This window comes from Shewanella eurypsychrophilus (assembly GCF_007004545.3).
Lineage (GTDB): Bacteria > Pseudomonadota > Gammaproteobacteria > Enterobacterales > Shewanellaceae > Shewanella > Shewanella eurypsychrophilus.
The window spans coordinates 2,005,455-2,028,564 of the sequence record NZ_CP045503.2 but is presented as its reverse complement, the minus strand read 5'-3'; the positions used below and the strand labels follow the sequence as shown (position 1 = coordinate 2,028,564).

20 protein-coding genes are annotated in these 23,110 nt (G+C 43.7%); 14 read left to right on the top strand and 6 right to left on the bottom strand.

Features of this window, described 5'->3' with window-relative positions; genetic code table 11:
• Positions 1 to 381 precede the first annotated feature (381 nt).
• The 11 genes from FM038_RS08510 to FM038_RS08460 all read left to right on the top strand — a co-directional run bounded on the left by FM038_RS08510 (position 382) and on the right by FM038_RS08460 (position 10,259).
• Complete coding sequence (locus FM038_RS08510) at positions 382 to 1,323, top strand: c-type cytochrome (RefSeq protein ID WP_142872845.1); 942 nt, start codon at positions 382 to 384, stop codon at positions 1,321 to 1,323.
• Positions 1,324 to 1,418: 95 nt separating this feature from the next.
• Entirely contained in the window at positions 1,419 to 1,949 is a 531-nt protein-coding gene (locus FM038_RS08505; protein WP_142872844.1) for a PepSY-associated TM helix domain-containing protein, read from the top strand.
• A 5-nt stretch (positions 1,950 to 1,954) separates the two neighbouring features.
• Positions 1,955 to 2,473, top strand: coding sequence for a DUF2271 domain-containing protein (locus tag FM038_RS08500; protein WP_142872843.1), 519 nt, complete (start codon positions 1,955 to 1,957; stop codon positions 2,471 to 2,473).
• Between the two features lie 110 nt (positions 2,474 to 2,583).
• The gene (locus tag FM038_RS08495) at positions 2,584 to 3,387 is read left to right on the top strand and encodes a DUF4198 domain-containing protein (RefSeq protein ID WP_142872842.1); all 804 of its coding nucleotides are present in this window, start codon (positions 2,584 to 2,586) and stop codon (positions 3,385 to 3,387) included.
• 326 nt (positions 3,388 to 3,713) lie between these two features.
• Positions 3,714 to 5,792, top strand: coding sequence for a TonB-dependent receptor domain-containing protein (locus tag FM038_RS08490; protein ID WP_142872841.1), 2,079 nt, complete (start codon positions 3,714 to 3,716; stop codon positions 5,790 to 5,792).
• 185 nt (positions 5,793 to 5,977) lie between these two features.
• Positions 5,978 to 6,655 (top strand): response regulator transcription factor, encoded by a 678-nt coding sequence (locus FM038_RS08485; RefSeq protein WP_142872840.1) that lies wholly within the window; start codon positions 5,978 to 5,980, stop codon positions 6,653 to 6,655.
• Entirely contained in the window at positions 6,648 to 7,940 is a 1,293-nt protein-coding gene (locus FM038_RS08480) for a histidine kinase dimerization/phospho-acceptor domain-containing protein (RefSeq protein ID WP_185965781.1), read from the top strand. The genes FM038_RS08485 and FM038_RS08480 overlap by 8 nt, the downstream gene beginning before the upstream one ends.
• A gap of 51 nt (positions 7,941 to 7,991) precedes the next feature.
• Complete coding sequence (locus tag FM038_RS08475) at positions 7,992 to 8,630, top strand: MotA/TolQ/ExbB proton channel family protein (protein ID WP_199242734.1); 639 nt, start codon at positions 7,992 to 7,994, stop codon at positions 8,628 to 8,630.
• Entirely contained in the window at positions 8,627 to 9,025 is a 399-nt protein-coding gene (locus FM038_RS08470) for an ExbD/TolR family protein (RefSeq protein WP_142872838.1), read from the top strand. The genes FM038_RS08475 and FM038_RS08470 overlap by 4 nt, the downstream gene beginning before the upstream one ends.
• Positions 9,015 to 9,410 carry an ExbD/TolR family protein gene (locus tag FM038_RS08465; protein WP_142872837.1) on the top strand — a complete coding sequence of 132 codons (396 nt, stop codon included), beginning with the start codon at positions 9,015 to 9,017 and terminating at the stop codon, positions 9,408 to 9,410. The genes FM038_RS08470 and FM038_RS08465 overlap by 11 nt, the downstream gene beginning before the upstream one ends.
• Positions 9,411 to 10,259: an energy transducer TonB gene (locus FM038_RS08460; protein ID WP_142872836.1), complete on the top strand. Its 849-nt coding sequence runs from the start codon at positions 9,411 to 9,413 to the stop codon at positions 10,257 to 10,259. It begins immediately after the preceding gene.
• Here FM038_RS08460 and FM038_RS08455 read toward each other — a convergent pair.
• From FM038_RS08455 to FM038_RS08445, 3 genes are read right to left on the bottom strand one after another with little or no spacing between them, the layout of a single operon-like run.
• The gene (locus FM038_RS08455; protein ID WP_185965780.1) at positions 10,256 to 10,717 is read right to left on the bottom strand and encodes a MarR family winged helix-turn-helix transcriptional regulator; all 462 of its coding nucleotides are present in this window, start codon (positions 10,715 to 10,717) and stop codon (positions 10,256 to 10,258) included. The genes FM038_RS08460 and FM038_RS08455 overlap by 4 nt on opposite strands.
• Positions 10,677 to 11,699 carry a DUF2955 domain-containing protein gene (locus tag FM038_RS08450; protein ID WP_142872835.1) on the bottom strand — a complete coding sequence of 341 codons (1,023 nt, stop codon included), beginning with the start codon at positions 11,697 to 11,699 and terminating at the stop codon, positions 10,677 to 10,679. The genes FM038_RS08455 and FM038_RS08450 overlap by 41 nt, the downstream gene beginning before the upstream one ends.
• 11 nt (positions 11,700 to 11,710) lie before the next feature.
• The gene (locus tag FM038_RS08445; RefSeq protein WP_142872834.1) at positions 11,711 to 12,760 is read right to left on the bottom strand and encodes an HlyD family secretion protein; all 1,050 of its coding nucleotides are present in this window, start codon (positions 12,758 to 12,760) and stop codon (positions 11,711 to 11,713) included.
• Positions 12,761 to 13,055: 295 nt separating this feature from the next.
• On the opposite strand from FM038_RS08445, the gene FM038_RS08440 reads away from it, so the two are divergent.
• Together FM038_RS08440 and FM038_RS08435 are read left to right on the top strand one after the other, a co-directional pair.
• Positions 13,056 to 14,225: an efflux RND transporter periplasmic adaptor subunit gene (locus FM038_RS08440; protein WP_142872833.1), complete on the top strand. Its 1,170-nt coding sequence runs from the start codon at positions 13,056 to 13,058 to the stop codon at positions 14,223 to 14,225.
• Complete coding sequence (locus tag FM038_RS08435) at positions 14,225 to 17,368, top strand: efflux RND transporter permease subunit (RefSeq protein ID WP_142872832.1); 3,144 nt, start codon at positions 14,225 to 14,227, stop codon at positions 17,366 to 17,368. The genes FM038_RS08440 and FM038_RS08435 overlap by 1 nt, the downstream gene beginning before the upstream one ends.
• A 146-nt stretch (positions 17,369 to 17,514) precedes the next feature.
• Here FM038_RS08435 and FM038_RS08430 read toward each other — a convergent pair whose 3' ends face one another.
• From FM038_RS08430 to FM038_RS08420, 3 genes are all read right to left on the bottom strand, one after another.
• The gene (locus FM038_RS08430) at positions 17,515 to 17,916 is read right to left on the bottom strand and encodes a cytochrome c3 family protein (RefSeq protein ID WP_142872831.1); all 402 of its coding nucleotides are present in this window, start codon (positions 17,914 to 17,916) and stop codon (positions 17,515 to 17,517) included.
• 72 nt (positions 17,917 to 17,988) lie between these two features.
• Positions 17,989 to 19,632 (bottom strand): HAL/PAL/TAL family ammonia-lyase, encoded by a 1,644-nt coding sequence (locus tag FM038_RS08425; RefSeq protein WP_142872830.1) that lies wholly within the window; start codon positions 19,630 to 19,632, stop codon positions 17,989 to 17,991.
• A 60-nt stretch (positions 19,633 to 19,692) separates the two neighbouring features.
• Positions 19,693 to 21,252 carry a flavocytochrome c gene (locus FM038_RS08420; RefSeq protein WP_142872829.1) on the bottom strand — a complete coding sequence of 520 codons (1,560 nt, stop codon included), beginning with the start codon at positions 21,250 to 21,252 and terminating at the stop codon, positions 19,693 to 19,695.
• 264 nt (positions 21,253 to 21,516) lie between these two features.
• Here FM038_RS08420 and FM038_RS08415 point away from each other — a divergent pair, with 264 nt between their 5' ends.
• The gene (locus FM038_RS08415; RefSeq protein ID WP_142872828.1) at positions 21,517 to 23,046 is read left to right on the top strand and encodes a sigma-54 interaction domain-containing protein; all 1,530 of its coding nucleotides are present in this window, start codon (positions 21,517 to 21,519) and stop codon (positions 23,044 to 23,046) included.
• Positions 23,047 to 23,110 lie beyond the last annotated feature (64 nt).

Genomic DNA, 23,110 nt, shown 5'->3' with positions numbered 1-23,110 from the left:
TAGGGAAAAAGCGGTTTATATTATCTAACATCAGACCTCTTGCAAGTTTGCTTTGACTATCAGCTAAACATTCAATTCACAAATAATGACAGTTAGTTAGCCGATAAACAATCCGACTCAAACTGGCATCCCATATCGGGCTGCCGTAGCCAGTGACTAGACGCCCGTAGCTAGAAGCACATGACTCGACCTCAGAGACTAGCGAACCGTTACTCGTCTTTGCACACCAGTAAATTCTGATTATGATTTTTATCAGATTCTTTTCAAGTCACCGCTTCCACGCTGATTTAATCAACAGCCAAATAAGCTTCACATTTATTTTACAAGTGTCGCGTTAATGTTCATCACCTATCAATAAGGATAGAAGTATGGAAAATGTATATGTTCGTAAAAACCACTCTCACACTCCTAGGCTTGCTTTATTGCGGGCAAGCATTTAGTGACACCCTAATCCCTGGCGCTCCTGCATGGTCAACTCCAGTTAGAGGCTCTGTCAGCGTTAGTGAAACGAGTAAAACACCACAGCAATTAACTGGCAGTAATAAAACTTATACTCAGCTGCAGATTGATGACAAGTTTAATGCACCAGACTGGTATCCCAGTCAACATGCAGTCATGCCAGACATAGTAAAATTCGGTAAATCCCCCAAAGTATGGGCATGCAGTTCGTGTCATCTTGCTTCAGGCTTAGGTCACCCAGAATCTTCAACTTTGGCTGGGCTTTCTGCATCCTATTTGACGGCCCAGATACGCGCTTTTAGCAATGGGGATAGACTTGACTACTCAGGGCATATGAATCGCATAGCGCCACTTCTTTCCGAACAAGATATCCTTGATGCGGTCAATTACTTTTCCTCGCTGCCATATCGTAATTTCATTGAAGTTGTTGAAACACAAACTGTACCCGAAACTTATTTCGACCAAACTCGCATGCGTCAAGTCAAACACGATGGCAAACAACAAGCCATTGGGGATCGAATCATTGAAGTCCCAAAAGATGATAGAAAAGTTGCCCTTCGAGACCCCTATGCGAGTTTTATTAGCTATGCTCCGTTAGGTAGCGTTGCACGTGGAAAGGTACTCGTTGAAACAGGTTCTGGTAAGACTACAGCCTGCCATAGTTGTCACGGTTCTCGATTAGTTGGTGGCCCTATAGGACCTTCCATTGCAGGAAACTTCGGAATATATACCGTCAGACAGCTTTATGGGTTTAAGGCTGGAACACGTAAAAATTCATTAATGGCAGCCGTTGTTGCCAACCTTACTGAACAAGACATTATCGATATAGCCGCATACCTATCTTTTGTCACTGTGACGGATTGAGTCTCGACCTACAGACTCGATTGATCATTGCTTGATCTTGTCTGTGTAAAATCGACCGAACATGTTATTCAGCCTAATCCAAATGAACAAAAAATATGACCAGTAAACTTCTTAGAAAAATACATATCTACCTGTCACTTATCTGTTTTTCATTTCTATTCTTCTTTTGTTTTACTGCAATAACACTCAATCACCCCAAACTATTTGCAACTGAAATGGTGTCAGTGCAACACCTGATACCTTTGACTAATACCACACCAGCAAGCATTCAAACCTCGCTCGCATTAAAAGGTATTGAACTGTCCAAAATACAGATATCTCAACTGATCGAAATGGGAGAACTCGAAATAGCTTCACCGGGTAAACGAAGCGATCTTTATTATGATGAGTCTATTAAACAGATTGAACTGCTCACCACTGACTATGGCTTTATCACCATGCTCAATGAGCTTCATCAAAACCGCCATGCTCCAGAGATATGGCTGTTCATCTCAGATGCCGTTGCCTGCATCATCATGCTCATTTGTGTCAGCGGGATCTGGTTGAGCTTAAAACAAAAAAGGCAGCGCAAGCTCTACCTTTACCTACTTACTAGCAGTGTCATTGCACTCATCGCTTTGGTATAAACCCTATGAAATTAACTCAACGGCTCCTAATTACGCTATTTATTTTCGGCTTTATCACTGTGGTATCCGCAAAACCCATACCCACTAAAAAGGAGAAAAGGCTATCAGTAGAGATTGCCTTAACCCAATTTACCTCTTTTTCAGAAAAACCCTACCTTGCTCTTTGGTACAGCGAGGAAAATAAGACCAATACGCCGCTATTAGTACTGAGAGCTGACAGCAAGTGGCTACGTGATCTCAAGTCGTTCTGGCGATATATAGCACGTTACCAGCGAGAAAAATTAGATGGGGTCACATCAGCAACTGTTAAATCGGGTGCGCACCAATTTACATTCGAGCTGCCACACAATGCGCTAAGTAAAAAGTACCGTTATTGGCTTGAAGTCGTCAGAGAAAATGGCGACAGAGAACTGCTCAACATCAGCATAGCCCCTAACACTGAGCATGTTAACAGCCACCTTATCGAGAAAAACTGTGTTCAAGGTAAGCAAGAGATCGACTCATTCTGTGTCAGTTATCAATAACACTTAAACAAAACGAGGTTCAAAACAAACGGGATCACGATACTTGAGTGATATTTGGTTCACTCCATAGAGAATAACATCGAGAGCTTAATCCACTCTATGGTACCAAAATGAAAAATGTCATTATCACATCGCTGCTCCTCGCTGGACTCAGCACAAGCGTAAACGCACATGAAGTATGGATAAACACAGGTAGTTTTGAACTTAATTCAGATGAACAAACCACTTACTCACTCGATGTTGCGCGATCTGCTGAGGCATTTATTGCTGAAGCCAATCACCATGTTAGTTACCTGAATGTGCTCACGCCAAGCGGACAAAAAAAACGTCTGGATGCGGTGTTCAGTGGTAAAAACAAGGAAGTGTTCGAACAAAACTTTTCTGAAAGTGGCACTTATCACTTTAGAAGCCCTGCTACCCAAGTCTTCTTAACATTTTATCGAGACGCTGCGGGTAAAAAACACAAAATTGGCCTGCCTAAGAGTCGCTACAATGAACTGCCAGACAATATAAAAATAGAACGTACCGTCGAAAAACAGATGATCACCGAAGCCTACATTAGCTATAACGGCTTTTCAGACCCTCAGTATAACAAGGCGCAACAAGGGATAACTATCATACCTTCAAAGCATCCAAACATGTTTACTACTGGTGATAAGATTAGCTTTACCGCTTTATTCGAAGGCAAACCACTCGCTAATGCTGAATTTGCGATTAAGAGCTTAAACAGTATTTATCACCCTGAGTTTGATCAAATTGAACTCATGACAGATAAAGATGGGCAAGTAGAGTTTACCCCCAGTGATAGCGGCCGCTATATCGTGGCAGTAGAACATGCTGTCACATTGAAAAATACCAAAGAAGCCGACCAAAGGTCTGTTGAGCTGTTTCTTAGCTTCGATGTCGTTAACTAGTTAATCATCTTCCTTTCCTGATATAGCTTTCCCCTATATTCACAGGTGGCGTCAACTTCCCGTGGCGCCACAGCTAAGCCTATATTCATATCCTCGCCCAATAATGGCAGCAGCGGTATCGCTAAATCTCAACAGAAGTTCTCAACAATAGCCCTGAACAAAAGCTCTGAACAAAAGCTCTGAACAAAAGTCCTCAACAATCTTTTGCCTTAAAATCAATTGCAGATATATAAAGTGAACTTTTATTCACAGTTGCAACACTATAATCACGCCACTCAAAATCTGATAACAATTATCATTCGCATTAACGAGAGGTCGTGACCATTATGAAAATATCTAGATTAACTTATATTGCCAGCAGTATTGCGCTGGCTATCGCTTGTAATACAGCCCAAGCAAAACAGGAAACAAACGAAGAGACTGTTTATCGACTCGACAATATTACCGTTACCAGTCAAACCGAAGATCAACAAGATCCCTTAACCATGACCCAGTCGGTAAATGCCATCGACAGAGCAACGATTGAAAGCATGAGCACAACCAATATCCCCAATGCACTCAAGATTATCCCCAACGTTGACGTAAAGGGTGGACCCTCTTCAGGCAACCAAAACATTACCATTCGAGGCCTACCTCAATCCCATGCGTACGTGATCATCGATGGTATATATCAAAGTAACTACGCCTCTAAACGGGGAAGCTGGTACCTTAATCCTAATCTAGTGAGTAATATTCAAGTCACTGCAGGTCCAAGCTCTGGAGCTGCGGCAGGTAAGATTAGCATCAGCACCATTTCGGCACTCGATCTGCTCAAACCAGATGAAAGCTTCGGTACAAAAGTCGATCTTGGTTATCGCAGTAATAACGCCCAGCAAGATACAGGGTTAACCGTTTTTGGCAAAAGTGGTGCCACTGACTACTTACTCTCAGGTTACTACCTTGATAAAGACCCCTATGAAATCGGCGGTGGAGGAACTTACGATAAAACCGCGGCTCGCCAGAAAAGTGGTTTGTTCAAACTTGGCCATCAAATATCTGCAGATCAGTGCCTTCAGTTTACCTTGAATCTCGATGACTCTCATGGGCACCAAGTTAGAAATGACATAGGTTATCGAGACGAGCAATACACAGGTGCATCATTGGTTTGGAAAGATAGTGCTACAGACAACCAGTATCTCAACCTAAGTGCTTCGCTGTACTACAATGATGTGGATTCATATGGCGCAGAGCAAGGACGTTCTGCCGAAGAAGTACAAGACATCAAAGACACCAGCATCGGATTCAATGTTAGCAACGACAGTATTTTTACCATCGCCTCGATGAATACTCTGCTACATTACGGCGTGTCAGGCCACTTCACCGATCATGATGGCCATGTCTATTCAAAAGATTTTGATACTGGAGAAATTATTGAAGATAGCAGTGCAGCAGATGAAGCGACGACAACGAGCCGTAAACTTGCAGGCTGGATAAACTACCAATTACCGATCACCGAGTCTTTAGAGCTGATCCCGGGTATACGCTATGATGAATTCTACATTGAATCTGCCAATGCTATTGACGCGAATGGTCAGCCACTACTGCGCGATGGGAGGACGGAAGACCGCTTATCTAAATCGCTTAACATAAACTACTACTTAACGGACGACATCACGCTATTTGCCTCTTATGCCGAAGCCCTTAATGCCCCACAAAATGGTGAACTATTTACCTCAGGCAGAGGTTTTAAGCCCAACCCATACTTAAAGTCAGAACGAGCCGATAACAAGGAAATAGGAATCGTCTGGGATAGCCAAGATATTTTTAGCGTCGATGACAGTTTAACCACTCGGATCAACGTATTCCAAAACGATATACAAGATTACATTGGCACCGCATATACCGACAATGAAAACTACCCAGACGGCGTCAAAGTCAACATCGGTGAGGTGCGATTAAAAGGCTTCGAGTTTGTTGCCAGTTATCGCCTTGCCGATTGGGATGTTAATTTTTCCTACGGTCAAACCCGCGGTACCGATATGACAACAGGCTGGTACTTAGCCGATATACCATCAGACAAATTTAATCTGACAATAAACAATAACATCAGTGACTCCCTACAGCTCGGCACTCGCGCCACCTATGCGTTACAACATGACAAGGTACCCACACAACAACTTGGTGAGAACGGAGTAATAGAAGAAATTCCTGCTGCAGGCTTTGATGCTTGGTTCACCATGGACATTTACGCGACTTACAAGCCCATTAGCATTGATGGACTGGTTACTAGTCTGTCAATCACCAACCTCTTTGATACGGCTTATGCCTATCAGATGGACTTCGAACGTGACGGCAGTGAAAAGCCCGCTAATGAATATTATGAAGAAGGCCGTAGTATCAACTTAAAACTGAGCTACCAGTTCTAGTGCTTAGCCCGCGGTAAACTATAAAAAGTTAGCCGCGGCCCTCAAATGCAAACAAATATCATTAGCGTTGACATTTGTTTGACATGTTAGCGGTTATCTTACCTCTAGCTCTGGATATCGCTCAATTGTGAATTATCAATAACGTATCCTATTCCCATTAAACTCCATCAACAGAAATCATAGTTATGTTTGAAAAAGCACAGGTATTACTCGTCGAAGATAATGACGAATTAGCTGGATCCGTTGCCGATTACTTAATTGCTCTGGGCTACGACGTGGACTTCGCTTATAACGGTGCAGCAGGCCTACAGTTACTAGAGAAAAACCGATACGACTTGGCTATTTTTGATGTCGCAATGCCTAAGATGAATGGCTTAGATTTGTGCCGAAAACTGCGAAATGAACTCTTCAGCCCAATCCCAGTGATCTTTCTAACGGCCAGAGATACCTTGGATGATAAAAAGCTCGGGTTCCAAGCCGGAGCCGATGATTACCTGGTTAAACCCTTTGCGCTTGAGGAATTACACCTAAGGTTACAAGCCTTGTTATCACGTGGACCAAGGCGTGATGTTGGTATTCAAAATATTGCCGGGTTAACCATTGACCATAACCAATCATTGGTGTGCTGTAATGGCAATCAAGTTCGTTTGCTTAGCTTGCAAATGAATATTTTAACCATATTGCTTAAACACTACCCTAACGTGGTATCAAGACAAACCCTCGAGCAAGCTATCTGGGATGGGACACCGCCAGAAAGTGATCCCCTGCGTACCCATATCTATCGTCTGCGGGCCACCCTCGAGATGGCTTTTGACAAAACAATCATCCGCACCGTGTATGCGAAGGGTTATCAAATTGTTTAAGTTTAATAAATTCAACCACGTACTAACCGCTACTTTTTTGATTTACACAAGTCTGTTATGTGCTCTGTATGCGTATTTACTCTTTCATGCAGTGCATGAAATAGAAAATCAGGCGGCGCATATCTATCTACAAAATGTCCAATCTGAAGTCATTGAAGAATCAAGATTAATAGAGGAAAAATTTAAAGCAAAAGAGTCACTGGCAGATGGAGATGAAGCAATAGTTATAATTTCAGATATGGAAATGATCGCTAAATTGATTCAGAATTTCAAACAGAAACGTCCTCAGCTCAGCATACACTCATTGCTAGAGGCCAATATTCCCAGCCATCTGATCATGTTATCACCAGGACTTCATGAGTACATTCCTAATAATACTCACATATTAGTATTTTCACTTCCTAATAGGAAAATCCCCCTCTACCTGACTTATGACGAAACTAATGCCTCTAACCTAGACAAGAGCATGCCAGATCTCATTGTGATACTCAGCTCAGTCGCTCTGCTCATTTGTTTGCTAGGTTTCATCGTCTCTATCCTACTCGGACGAAAAATAGCTGAACCTCTGAAACAGCTGGCACTAGACGTTGATAAAGAAGAACCACAACTGCCCTTAATTGGTCACTGTCGCACTGATGAAATTGGCACCCTAAGCCGAAACTTCACCTCATCGATTGAGCGTTCGAGACATTTTCTCAACAGGGAAAAACAGTTCTCTCGGCATGTGAGTCATGAACTGCGGACACCCGTCGCTATCATCAGTAATAGCCTGAGCTTACTTAAGCTTGAGAGTGCCAGCGATGAGGCTAAAGAAACGGCCCTAAATAGAATCAAACATGCCACCAGCAATATGAATAGTCTGATTGAAACTTTTCTCCTACTGGGCCGAGAACAAGAGCCCAATAGCAAAATTCGGATAAGCCTAAGAGATGCTGTTTTTAATGAACTTGAAAAGCTCAATTCATCAAATAAACAACCAACGCTCAAGCCTAAAGTCCTCATTTTTAATGACGGCATCATACAATCTGAGGCTGGGTTACTCGGGATCCTAATCAACAATTTATTACGTAATGCACTCGCCTATTCCGCGTGTTTCGTGCGGGTCTCGTTAAGTAATAACCAGCTGATAATCGATAATGACATCGCCGAACTCGATAGCGTGACGAGTAGCAGATTTGGCTATGGCACTGAAATCATCACTCGAATAGTAGAAAGCTTGGGCTGCCAAATTGTTGTAGATAAAACCGATGTTCGCTATCACGTTAGCATTCAATTCAATGACTAACGTCATTGGTTCGGCTGCCAGAACACATTTAAATCAAAGAAAGGAAGTACAGTGAATTCACCCGATTGGCTCATTCAAGGCGGCTGGTGCCTCTGGTTACTTATCGCGCTATCTATTGTCTCTTTTAGTGTATGTATCTATAAGTTCATTAGCTTTATTGGTCTAAGACTCTATAAAAAGAACGAATATCAATTTTGGTTAGACGCTATCCCTAGAATAGAGAACATGACTCATACAGACTATACAAATAAGCGTATTAGCCCCCAACACCCGGCAACACGCTTGATGAAATTTTGTGCTGTATCTCTGGCGTCTAGTCTTGATAAGCAAGCGTTAGAAAACAAGCTCTCTTTCCAGGCAGAGCAGGAGATCGACAAGCTAAAAAGCGGTATGAGAATACTTGAGGTTATCTCTGCACTTGCGCCACTTATCGGATTACTCGGTACAGTGTTAGGCATGATCGATTCATTTCAGAGTCTGCAGCAAGCTGGCTCTAAGGTCGACCCTGCGATGCTTTCTGGCGGTATATCACAGGCCCTTATCACGACAGCAGCCGGACTCATTGTCGCCATCCCGACCACCGCAGCTTGGCATTACTTAGATAGCCTCACCACCAGGCAACATGCCTCGATAGAGCACTTATTAACAGAATATCTTTCTCTGCCAATGATCAAGGCTAAGTTTCTGTGAAGTTGAAGACCGCTAATGCAAGAAGACCCCACATCAGCCTGACACCACTGATTGATGTGGTATTTATCTTACTCATATTTTTTATGCTAGTGACGAAAATGGATACCTATCAGTCACTTAATCTTTACCTCTCTCAAGTAGAAAGTAGTATCAGCCAAATGCAGGACAAGAAAGCTGTTCAAATTACTTTACTGTCCAATGGCTACTTACGGTACCAAGAGCATGAGTACACCCTTGAGGAATTCAGTCAGGAGGTGCCAGCCGATACCATCAGTAAGCTCAATATTAATATTACCTCCACCGTGACAGCACAAGTATTTGTCTCGGTAAAAGAGCAACTCCTTGAGTGCGGTTATAACAATATAGAAGAGTGGGTGATCCCAGATGAAAATTAACAGTTCGGTAAGTCATCGCCCTGCTATTGAGCCTATGTTATCACTGATTAACGTGGTTTTTTTACTGCTTATTTTTTTCTTGGTTGTCGGTCATATCTCAGCGGATGATCATGGCGATTTACAATTACTCGAAACCCGACATCAAGACGTTGAAATCGACATTCCCAGTGATGATTGGCTCTATGTGACCTTATCAGGTCAATGCATTTATCATGAGAAAACCGTGACATTAGCTCAGTTTAAAGACCACTTCAAACCCGCACAGGCTATATATATTGCGGTTGATGCGTCACTCACTATGGACAAGTTAAACGATGTGATCACACGGCTAAAACAGAACAAGATAACCAAACTGTCATTAATCACTCGTTTAGAAGAAAAATAGATGAAACATCCATTAATATCTGTGGCAATAGCAACTGGGCTCCACGTATTCGCCTTGGTACAGTTGAGTTGCCACTCAAATAGTGTTGGCTCAGGTGAACACTCTGCACAATTCAAACTGACAAAAATATCTATGCAACTTGGCCATTCCCAAATAGCCTCGCCAAGCAGTACAAAAAGCCTTGCCACTCCCCTCGACAACACAGCTCAAGCTGAAGATATTCCGCTAGTGACACCGCCAACCACTCTGCCGTCAAAGACCCAGCCAACAGAGGTCCCCAAAAAACGTCCTTCACCAAGAGAAAGTAAGCCAAAAGCAGATAAGGTCACCGAAACTGCCGTAGTCAAGGTAGATTCACATGCCCACATTAACGAAGACACCCTAGAACAAGAAACGGTTCAAGCAGCCGATTTGCAATCGAGTCAAAAGGAAAGCTCAGATCCCTACAATGATTCACAGACGGCATCAAACTCGGTGCACACAAGCACACAAGCCGAGGATGCATCAGCCTCTGGTACAGAACGGGATAATAGTAATTCAGCCGAAAACAGAATAAATAGATACATAGAAAGTGTTCGCTTAGAGATCCTCAAACAGAAGCGATACCCAAAACAGGCTAAATTAAGGCGGCATCAAGGCAGCATAACGGTGGCATTCACCTTGACTGGCGAGGGAGAGATTAGAAATATAAAACTGCTCAAGAAGTCATCGAGTAAGTATCTCAATAAAAGTGTTCGTAAGTTACTCCGTCGTGTCCATTTACCCGCTGCCGAGCAGCAAATTAAGCAAGATTTTCCGAAGTACATCACCTTAACACTAGACTTCTCTCTAGAGACACTAAACAGTTAATCTCCGCCGAGATAGACATCATCCTTAATTAATTTGCGACATAAACTCAATAAGGTGCTGCGTTCTTCCAGCGTGAGAGGGGTAAAGAATTGCTCGATAATGCCAGTAACTATCTCACCGGCTTCATTTTTTACCTTAAGCCCTTTCTCTGTGATCACTAAATACTTGGCTTTTTTATTGGTTTCACTCTTGTGCGCTTCAATCAAGCCCCGTTTGATGCAGTTATCCACTAACCGCTTGGTGGCACTACGCTCACGCTGTAGACCTTGAGCAAGTCCCTGTTGTGCCAATTCACCATGATGAGATAACACTCTCAGCGCGCCAAGCATTTCGATGCTTATATCAAGCTTGGTTGATAACGCTTGATTGGATAAGGTTCTAAATTGCTTATAAGCTAATCCCATCATAAATGAAGCACTAGTGTCGAACTCTGGTATTAAGTTGGCCCCTTTGGACATGATTCTCTCTAATTTTTGCTAACTGAAATATTAGGAACAATATACCTAAAGTCACTGCAAGTTCCCATGCTCTAAGTAAGATCCTCTCGAATCCAAAGCCATATGTCCCTAAATACAATTGTATCGGTAACACTGTGGCTAACATCGCATCACTATGAACATCTCGGCCTATCTTCGACGAGGTAACCATAGCCGTGGCAATCGCAAAAATCGCCGCGCCCAAGATCAAGGCATAATAACTTAAAATAGTTTGGTGACCGGCTATCACTATACTAATAAGCACGGCTACCATACAGCCACCGACTTGCGTGACAAATCGTTGTGAGACGACCTCAAAATAGCGTTTACGATTGACTTGGGTTGCCGCAGCAATCACAGGAACCATACAAAATGTGGCAGAAAGCAGATCTATGTTCATCAATACTGCAACACCGGTACCAATTAAAGCCACAGTGACTAAGCGTTGCTTATAGGTCACTTCGACCCTTTTAAAAGCAGGTGGTGGATTACTATTCTTTACAGGAAAAAGCGCAACAACTCCTTTCGCCACACACATGGTGATCAACATCGACAGAAGAATTTCACCAATTCGATCCGGCATACTCTGGGTACTAAATTGTGAGAAAATAACAATCAACACCCAGTTGAATATCGGCATGATAGACCCACCTACTTTAGCGGGGGTATCGGCTCGCTTACGCATATAATCAATAAACAGCAGCGTAATCGTCCAGATAATAAAAGGATGGGACTGAAAAACTTCGGAGATCCACAATGCCACACAAGCAGCCATAAATGTCGGTCCAAAGGTTTTACTTAGCCCTGACCAGGAGTAATCCTTTACCTTAGTCATGGCTATCGTAGGATACAGCGCCAAGTATACGGTGGAATCAAAACTAAGGATCTGTCCCATCAGCATACATAGCGTAATGCCAATGGTGACTCTGATAGCCTCATTTCGTTGATCTATTGTCTTAAACATAGGTAACCTGCTTAATAGATGTAACGGAAATAGCTGACGACATTCATCCAACTCATGGCAAAGAAATCAACAACACTGTTGCCGTTTAACACCATGGCCGTGGCTCTGGAACCTGAAATCAATTTTGCATCTAGCTCATTTACAGAAATGCGTGTGCGGATTTTTTGTTGCTCACGGATCCAACGATCACTGTTGGTGACATCCGACAACTGACTGCCCACACTTGATGCATCATAAATCGCGCGATCTTGATTGATGATTGTGCCGCGAAACGTTTCGCCAGGTAATGCATCAAACACCAGCACAACTTCAGCATCAGTGTTTAAGTAATTCACCCCTTTCTCGTTAAAATCAGCGTTGATCCAAGCATGTCGTTCATTGACAATAAACAAGCCAATATCGCCTGCACTAAGGTAAGTGCCCACTTCGAGTTGCAAGTTACTGATAGAGCCATCCACTAACGCCACGATATCAGTATGAACAAGGTCACGCTTTTTCTGTTCTAATTGGGCTCTAGCAAGCTCAATCGCGGCGCTGTCGTTTTCTTGTGCAAGCTCTGCGGAAATTCTCAATACCTCTGCATCCGCTGCGATAATCGCACTTTGTGCAACCGCATGTGAAAGCTGGACATCATCAAGTTCCTCTTGGGTGATCAGTCCATTTATTAACAAAGATTGGTAGCGTGTTAACTTATGCAGCCAGTTATCTCTTTCGGCTTGGCGCTGAAGTCGAGACTGCTTGGCTTTTGCCAGTTCTTGCCATTTAGCCGAATCAGCTTCTTCTGCTTGATGTAGTGTAGCCTCGGCTTCCTTTACAGCAATTCGATAACCTGTCTTGTCGATGCTATAGAGGACCTGCCCTTTATGAACCCTTTTGCCGTTCTCAACATTTATATGAGTCACAACGCCCGACACTTCAGCAGCAATAATGGCAACATTTTTGTGCACACTCGCTTGAGTCGTAAATGGCGCTATGTTGTCAGAGACAATTAAAAATATCGAAAAAAACACAGTGACAGTCACGACTAAATAACTGATGTATTTATAAATATTATCTTTCATATGGTTTATAACCTAATCATTCACTTCATTTCATCACTGAGCTTGGTGAATAATTTCTATCCTCTAACCAAACTCTGCATTTTGTTGTTTATACAACAAAATAGAGTCTACCCCACTTTTGTTGCGTGTGCAACAAAAAAACAAGAGTGAGAGCTAGCTTATATATCCCAGTTAGACATTTGTTTCACAAGCTCTGCGTTAGTCTGTCCAATCATAGATAGCCCTTTGCCAGATTTTAGCTGTTGATAAATTCTCCTCAGAGCAAGTGTTCACGTACAGTACAGGTATTAAATCAATGACAATAAATTGCAAAACACCTTCCGCTAATTTACTCATAGCCAGCCGTGCTATGCCCAAAGCTATACCAGTGCTTTTTATCGCCTTCACCGCGATTATTTCATTTATCATTCATGCCACAGCGCCTTCTCCATCAATCAAGGCTGATACCGAAACAGCAATCAGCGTTAACGTCATGCAGGTCGATAAGGGAGCATTCACTCCAAGCTATACAGCCTACGGCACTGTCATAGCCAAGAATACGCTGACACTGACCGCACAAGTTGATGGTCAACTCAGCTATCTTGCTAACAATCTTATCGAAGGTGGGATACTCAATATTGGCGATAGCGCTTTTCAACAAGACCCAGCGGATTTACAGGCGGTATTATCACAACGACAGGCTGAAGTGGAGATAGCAAGCGCTCAGCTCGCGCTGGAGTTAGGCGAGCAAAGGATCGCTGAGAAAGATTATCAGATGATGTTAAATGACTTTAATGAAAACCAATGGTCATTAAATCTGGAATTATTATTGCGTAAGCCTCAATTAAGCCAAGCTAAGGCGCAACTAAACATTGCCCATAACTCAATGAATATTGCCGCCAGAGATCTCAAGCGCAGCCAATGGTCAAGTGATAAACACTATGCCGTTGAATCAAGAACTGTCTCCCAGGGAGACTATTTAGTCAAAGGTGATGAAATCGCCAAGCTGATTGAAATCAATCAACTGCGCGTCCCCATCTACCTACCCAGAGAAGTCGCTTCACGTGTAACAACCGGCCAAGCTATCTCGCTCTACCAACCGGATACCAAGCGCACAGTGAAGGCTTATGTCAGCCATATTTTTCCAATGCTAGATAGCAAGATACAACTTCAAAAGGTATTTGCTGAGTATCAAGCCGATCTGAAAGATCCCACCTCGCTTATTATCGGTGACTTTGTAGAAGCAAGATTCTTGTTTACTCCAATAGAAAACACGCTGAATGTGCCGTTATCTGCCATTGATAACCATAATATTTGGTTGGTCAGTGCCAACAACACACTTAAACGCAAACCGATAACCATCTTGTCTCAAGATCAATCGAGTGCTGTGATACATAACGTTATTGCCGATGATGAACAGCTTATTATTAGTAAAATGCACTCACCGCAAGCAGGTTTGAACGTTCGAGTGGTAGGGGGAGTCTAATGCAGAAATTAACAGAGCCTTGCCAATCAGCGTCCAAGACAAAAGCTGACTCTATACTCAACCGACTCATTAGTTGGATGATCGATAATCCCATTGCAGTCAACCTACTGACTGTCGCTATTGTCATATCGGGTCTTTATGCCTTTGGCAACATAGTCCAAGAAACCTCCCCCTCATTCAAAGTCGATGAAATTGAGATCAGTGCCGACTTTCCCGGTGCTTCGCCAAAGGAGATAGAGCAAAGTATTGTGCTGCCGATAGAGCACAGCCTGACTGAAAATACTCAAATAGACCGCATCTCAGCCACTGCCATTGAAGGAACAGCCACAATAACGCTCACCTTAAATGATGGTGTTGATGCCGACAGTGTGATTGCAGATGTAAAAAATGACCTTGATGGGATCAATAGCTTCCCAGCCAGTATGGAGCCACTACAAATATCCTTAGTTGAGGAGCTAGATTCATTAGTTGAGTTCGGGCTTTATGGTGACTTAAGCGAAACATCCTTAAGGCAAGAAGCCACACGACTTAAAAATGCGCTGCTGAACCAGTTTGATATTGCCAAAATTGAGCTCGAAGGCGTCAGAGAGCCAGAGATCATCATAGAAATAACTCAAGATAAGCTCTATCAATATCAACTCACATTAGCGCAAATAACCCAAAAAATAGCCGCTGAAGTCACCGATATCTCAGCGGGCAGCATCAGTACTAATGCCGGTGACATTCTCATTCGTACCTTAGGTCGAAAAGATGAAATATCCCATTTCAGCCAAATAAATATATTGTCGCAACCCGACGGTGCACAGATCACATTAGGGCAAATCGCCAACATCAGTTTTGGATTTTCTCAACAAGAAGCGCCATTTTTAGTTAACGGTCAACCCGGCGTCATGCTGGTGATATACCAGAGTAAAAAAGCCAAACCAATTAAGCTCAGCAGTGATATACAAACATTTGTCACCCAATACCAAGCATCTCTTCCTTCAGGCGCAGAGTTAACGGTACTCGATGACCAAGCTCAATCCTTTCAAACGCGAACTGATTTGTTATTGAATAACGGCTTAATCGGCATGATTTTAGTGATTATTGCCCTATCACTTTTCCTCGATATGCGCTTGGCTTTTTGGGTTTGCATGGGAATACCCATAGCGATAATCGGCTCGCTGTCTTTGATGCCCCTACTCAATATTCCATTGAATATGATCACCCTGTTTGCCTTTATTATTACCTTAGGGATCTTGGTCGATGACGCTGTGATCGTGGCAGAAAATATCTATCAAAAAATTCAAAATGGTGCGGATATAGATACAGCACTCAAACAAGGTGCGAGCGAAATGGCCGTCCCTGTTTGCTTCTCTGTCGTGACAAATATTATCGCCTTTGTGCCATTATTGTTTGTACCCGGTGAGCTAGGTGTCATGTATAAGCCGATGACTTTGCTCATTTTCGCTATATTCACGGTATCCTTAGTCGAGGCACTGTTCATATTGCCTTATCACCTCAAGCAGCTAGGAAAACCAAGAAAACTTGGACGCTTAGGCCTCTTTCAACAGCAGTGCTTTCACGCATTTGAAACACTTCGCGATAGTCATTTTAAAAAGCTGCTAAAAACCAGCTTGAATCAGCCTTGGAGCGTGTTAGCTTTTTTTGTCTCTATGACTCTGATCACTTTTAGCTGGGTAAACTCTGGCCGTGTTGACTCAGGCTTTGTGCCAAAAGTGGAATCCCAACGCATCGATGCTGAAGTCGAGTTCCCCGCAGGTGCAGCCCTGAGTGATAAGAAGCAGACTATGGCCTTGATTGAAGCTGCTGGAGTTCGTGCTTTTGCTCGTCTAAACGAACCCAATAGCTATAAGCACATTATGGTTTCCATTCATGGCAGTTCCGCTTCAACAACCTTTCAAATTGTAGAAGATACTGAACGCGACTATACCGCTAGGGAATTTGTTGATACATGGCGCACGGAAATAGGTGAGCTAGCAGGCACTAAATCACTCTTCTTCGATTTTGAAGTGGGGCCTGGCGGCGGAAAAGAGCTCTCTATCGAGCTGGGTGCCAATGACAGTGAGTCATTAAAGCAAGCCACCTTTGAACTCATGCAACAACTGCAACTTATTGAAGGCGTGATCGACATAGACAGCGGGCTTATCGATGCCCAGCTCGAGTACACCTTAATGGTGAATGCGCGTGGCAGCATGATGGGCTTTGACAGTGATAGTTTAGGCGCTTTAGTTCGCAATAGCTTTTATGGAGACGAGGTTAAAAGGCAAATTCAGAATAGTGAAGAGCTAAAAATCCGCGTCATGCGCCATCGTAATGAACAATTTAAAGTCAACACCTTAGGCGACCTATTGATCGTGTCTCCCAGTGGAGAACAAGTGTTACTCAAGCAAGTTGCCGATATTAAGCCTATTTGGTCAGCGAGCCAAATAGACAGAGTTGACGGTATCGAGCAGGTGGAAGTCAGTGCAAGCTTCATTCGGAGCAAGGTCAATGTTTCGTTGATCACCACGCAAATATCAGATTCAATATTACCCGCCTTAATGCAAAAATATCCCAACGTCACGGCTGAAATGGGAGGCAGTGCGCGTACCGAACGAAAAGTCAATTCGCAGCTGATGACCGGCGTCATGCTGGCCCTGTTTATGGTATTTTCATTTTTAGCGATTTATTTCAAAAGCACCCTTGATGCCGTGTTAATACTGAGCGTGATCCCCCTGTGTTTGGCAGCCGCAATGCTCGGTCATATCATATTAAATCAGAGCTTTAGTGTGATGAGTTTATTTGGCATGATCGCTCTGTCGGGTTTAGTGTTAAATGGATCATTTGTGCTCTTATTAGAGGTAAAACAGCAGTTGCATCGCGGTGTTGATATTGAAAATGCCATCATAAATGCGAGCTTAGGCCGTTTCAGACCTGTGGTTATCACTGCGATGACGACAACGCTCGGACTAGCACCTTTGTTATTTGAAACCTCCACTCAAGCCCAATACCTTATTCCAATGGTAATAAGCCTCAGTTTCGGTACTCTTTTTTCCATCGCGACGATTCTTGTTTTCGCTCCAGCGTTATTCTTACTTTCTGAGAGTTGGCGTTTTAGACGTGATAGTGAATCAAACGGCTTACTCACTCAACAAAATTGATGATGAAGCTATCTTAAGCACAAAGGACGGATAATCATTATCCGCCCTTTGCTATTTGAGCTTTGAGTTGTGAGCTTTGAACCGAGACGATAAAGCTTAGCAGTAACTCATAATTCCCCCCTGAGGGAATGTAATAGTGTTACGGTTTAACGCTTCATACTTGGGTATTCGAACTCATGGCATTGATTACAATATACCTTGCTCTGTTTATGCTCCTGATGACAGTAAGTACAGGCTAAGTCTGTACCGTAATGCATGCTGTCATGTGGATTTGGCTCAACGGTGTGTCCTGCATCTGCTGGGCGCTGAGTGAGTGCTGCCACATCCTCTGCGCTGCCATGACAACTTTCGCATGCACTGACTTGGGGAATTGTTTTACGTTTCACATCTCCATGGCAGGCTGCGCATTCAACTTGGCCACTCTCATCTGTCATTATCTCTTTATGATAATCTTTTAATTTCATCGCATTCGCTGAAGGTGCAAATATCGTCGCTAAGGAAAAGGCAAGTGTAAGGCTCAATGAGAGCACTGATAAGTTTTTAAACATTTTGGATCCTACAAAGTCTCAAAGTGGGAGTGTGACCTCCCACTTGATTAACTTTAGTGACTAATCGGTTGATTAATAGTTGATGATAAAGGTATGAGAAGCGCTAATGTCTGGCGTAAACGGACGGTCCACACTGACAAATGGCACCTCTTTGCGATAAGCCTGGTACATAGCTTGAGTCGCCTTACCTAACTTCAGCTGACTGTTTGCAAGCTTTCTCAAGTCGATGGCCTGAGTAGAGTGCAGTAACTCGAGTCCATACATTACATTGGTGTTATCAACAATCTGAATAAGGTTGTCAGAGGCTAACTTAAGGTTAGTGAAGGTATCTTCGATATTACCCGCAATGGCAATACCGTCGAACGATACAGGGTTTGCCAACCTCTTATTGCGTACTTGCATATCAACAAATGTTTTCTGTATTGCACCAAAGGCATGACCATTATTACCTGGTGCACTCAAGAAGCGTGGCAGATGAGTAAAGTGGTCATCTGACAAGTGTATTGTGCGCATGGCGCTGTTATGAGACAGATGAGTCAAGGCGATGCTTAACTGCTGCGTGGCTAACGCAACTGGGAGGGGCTCAAAGTTCGTGGTCGGGAACACGCCGCCTTTGCCTTCAACCAAATACTTACTCACTTGAGAGTGCTGCGAATAATCAGCAGTATTGCCCATCACAACGGCAGGGTTATCATCTGAGTGGTTTATCTGAATGGCTATGACATTGCCTAAATCAAACAGTGCATCTTTGGCGCTGGCCAAGGTGTAAGCCGTAGTACGATAGCTTAATGGGTCTTGCAGCGAGCGCTCATCATTAACATCCCACAGGTAGCTGCCATCAAGCGCGGCTAAGATCTCTGATGTGGCCTCCTTGATATATGGGAAGGGGCGAATATTGTTAGTTTGTGGCAGGAACGGCGCAATATTACCGTTAAGTCCTTCAAGGCTTAAGCTAAACACAGTTGGCGTTACTTCAATCAGTTTGGCGGCGTCTCGGTAACCTTTCATTGCATAACTAACAGCAACTGAGTTGTTCGAGAGGATTGAGAGCGCATCTTTACCCACTGGGTCCAATGGCTTGATGCCTTCCGCTTTCATTGCACTAGCACTGCTGACGCGCTTACCTTTATACATCACATCCCACTCACCTATCATGGCAAGACCAACATGAGACGAAAGTAAGATATCAGCTTCGCCCACCGTGCCTCTTGATGGAATAATAGGGGTAATGCCTTCATTTAGGTAAGCCTGATAGAGATCGGCCACATAGGGCTGTACACCAGTATGACCCGACAAGATAGTATTAAGCCTAACCGCTAAAGCAACGCGAGTCAGACGTACTGGCATCGCTTTACCAATACCTGCACTGTGAGCACGTAGCGTGCTGTAGTTAAAGGATTTAGATGCCTTCATCACCTCTTCACTTAGCTCGCCATTGGCCGAGAAAAGTTTATGATCTTTATTCAGCCCAACCCCAACAGTAAGCCCATACACCGGCTTTCCGAGCCTAGCAGCATCCATCAATAGTGAATGCGCCTTACCCAGTTGCTTTCTTGCCTGATTAGCAATTTTAACCTCAGCGCCATCGGCAATCTCCCACGCTTGAGCTTGGGTCAAATGCTGACCATCGAGTATCACACTGTCCATTGCCAACGCACTGCCAGAAAGTAAGCTGAGTGCAGCGGCAATCAAAATCATCTGTTTGTTATTGTTCATCTGTCTATCCATTACGTTTCATCTGAAACGATTAAAATTTATTAGCTATCAAAGGAGTCGCTAGGCTTGCGCTAGCTCGACTCGCTTAGACTGAGTACACATCTGGCCAGCATTTCGTCCGGTTACCACACCTTCGGCAACGGCGCAGGCTCCGAGGCGACTAGCCCCATGAATACCACCTGTTGCCTCACCAGCTGCGAACAAACCTTCGATAGGTTTATCAGTGATAAGATGCAGTACCTGAGAGTGCGTATTTACCCGCACGCCGCCCATGCAATAGTGCACTTTTGGCCACATACGCACCCCATACCAAGGGCCTTGATCTAACTTCATCGCCTTTTGCATCGGACGGCCAAACTCTCTGTCTTTACCTGCCGATACCGCTTTATTCCAGCGTGAAACCTGCTCTTTAAGCGCTTTTGCTGGAATGCCATAAAGCTGGGCTAACTCATCTAAGGTTTCCGCCTGTTGAATCACCTTATACTTAAGTCCCCAAGCTAATGTTTGCGCTTTTTTAGCACCTTCGGCATTGGTAAAACCTATCGGGTATACAGGATTGCCTTGCTCATCGCGGCGGGTCATGATGGCGTCAGCACGGGCCTTTCTGTCGGCTAACTCATTAAAGAAGCGCTCACCAGTACGAGAGTCGACGACGATGCCGCTTGGGTAAGTAGCGATGGTATTGAACTGAGATGCAGTGCCGAAGCCCTTCTCATCAGGAGATGCCCACGGGCCAAGCTGAATTTGATCGAGATGAATAGGGTTGGCCCCGATTAACATCATCTGTTTCAAGGCTTCTGAAGTCGCACCGGCATGGTTTGTTGAATCTAACTCTTTGGTTAATTTGGGCTGCTGCATCTGACGATATTCGATATCTCGCCCAAAGCCTCCAGTGGCCATTATCACTCCCTTACTTGCACCAAACAGGCGTACTTTACCTGTTTTATTTCTGGGAAAATAAAAGCCATCTCGAACCTTAATGCCGATCACACGTCCTTCATCATTTTTTACGAAAGATTCGAGCTTGGTCTGATTTCGCATATCGATACCCGCCTTCTTCGCCGCCTTGATCAAAGGACGAATAATGCCAGCACCAGAGCTCTCAACCGTCTGCAAAACACGCGGCAGTGAATGACCACCAAAATGCTGTACAAAAGGCTTCCACTTAACCCCATGCTCGGTTAGCCATTCACAGGACTCAGCGGTGCCATTACAAACAAGTTTGAGCATCTCAACATCATTCATCCCCCTGCCAGCTTCTAACATGTCGGCGACCATAGTATCGACAGAGTCTTCAATACCCTCTTTTTTCTGCAGTGGAGAACCAGCAACAGCCATAGCGCCACCATTGATGGTCGAGTTACCACCAAATACTGGCATCTTATCGATCACCATCACGCTATCACCCGACTCTCTAGCTTTAAGCGCTGCAGACATACCAGCAAAGCCACTGCCGATAACGATAATATCGACAATTTCATCAAATTTAGTCTGCACTTTACCTTGGGTTCCTGCCATAACAGGTAAGGTCGCTGCGCCACCTATTCCAGCTAATGTGAGAGCGGCTCCTCCCTTTAATAACTGACGCCGACTGTGATCCATCTTCTGTTTTTCACTCATGTTTCATCGTCCCTCTTCTTATTCTGCTTTACTCTGAACTAGTACTAGAAATTGCATTCAACGTATTAATTTGAAAAGAAAATAGACTCACTAATCTTATTAGTTTTTAGCTGGTTTCTTTTCTGCTGATACTTGTGCTAAGTGCAGCAGGCATGCCAACTACCTAAAAAGAGGTGTAGAGAAATGATTGTTTGAAGAGGGACACAGAATCACGATATATAATGATCTACAATCACGAAACTTCGTGGTTAATATGAAATATCAATGGAAAGAAAATTCTATTACAACGCAACTCAACGTCTATGTAGCAGTTTGCAGCTAGAGGAATCACTGCAAAGTTACTTTGAGCTAATCAAGCAAGTTTTGCCTATCGATGGGATCTTCCTCAATATTTATCGACCTGAGTTCAGTGACATTCAGTTTCTTGCCCATGTAAATGATCAGTTAGCGACGCCTTTAGAGAACCAAGTGCCTATCTCAAAAGAGATGGAGCAGTTATTACAACAAGCTGACCGTCCCGTCATCAGAATCGTCAATGACATTTCATTAGATAGCGTGACTCAGTTTGTTGCCCCTAAGGTCATACCCGGTATTAAATCTCTGATTTTAATGAGAATGGTTTCGGGAAACACCCATTTAGGTATAGTTGGCTTTTATTCAAAAACTGTCGGGGTCTTTAAGACTAAGCATGCCGATATGATTGAGCCACATATGCAGACCTTCTCCTTGATCACGGCGTTTAACCTTAAAGACAGAAACCTGTTGATGTTGAATCAAGCGTTGACTCAGCAGAACCGTTCACTCAAGCGCGTCATCTTTACTCCCAATGGCGTTGTGGGTGGTAATGCAGGACTGAAAAAAGTGATGAATCAGGTTGAGGCGATAGCAAAGCTTAATACTAGCGTCCTGTTACAAGGGGAAACAGGCTGCGGTAAAGAGGTCATTGCCAATGCCGTTCATGAGCAATCTTCCCGTTCAAGCAGACCCTTTATCAAGGTCAATTGCGGCGCTATTCCAGAGACTCTGATTGACTCGGAGCTGTTTGGTTATGAGAAAGGCGCGTTCACAGGAGCTGAAAAGCGTAAAGCAGGTCATTTTGAACAGGCTAACGGCGGGACTATTTTCCTTGATGAGATTGGTGAGTTGCCTCTTTCAGCTCAGGTCCGTTTACTGCGAGTATTACAAAACAGTACGATCACGAGGGTTGGCGGTCACAACAGTGTGCAGCTCGATATTCGGGTAATAGCCGCAACCCACAGAAATTTACAAGCCATGGTACACAGTGGTGAGTTTCGAGAAGACCTCTGGTATCGCTTAGCTATATTTCCCATTGAAATCCCCTCTTTAAGACAGCGACGTTCAGATATTCCCATACTCGTACAACACTTTTTAGAAGTACTCAGCGCTAAATTTAACCTAAGCAAGCTGCCTAGAGTCTCCACAGAGCAGCTAGATACACTCAATAGTTATCAATGGCCTGGCAATGTTCGTGAATTAATGAATGTACTTGAAAGAGCCATTATTCAATCTCCCCAAGGCCCGCTGAACTTTGACTTTATCTCAGCTAGCAAAAGTGAAGAAGCTGTCGAAACGAGTTCAGGCGAGACCATAGTCATAGACCCTAGCCATGCCTCAGATAAACTGGTACCACTGGACATCATGATCAGTAAATATATCGAACATGCGATGCGCGTAACTGGCGGAAAACTCTACGGAACCGGAGGCGCAGCAGAACTATTAGATATCAACCCCAATACCCTGCGCAGTAAGATGAAGAAGCTTGGGATCTGTTGATAGTATTAATTTATTCGATCGATTTTATTCCAGTTGGTATTAGTCCAAGGCACTCATCATCGTA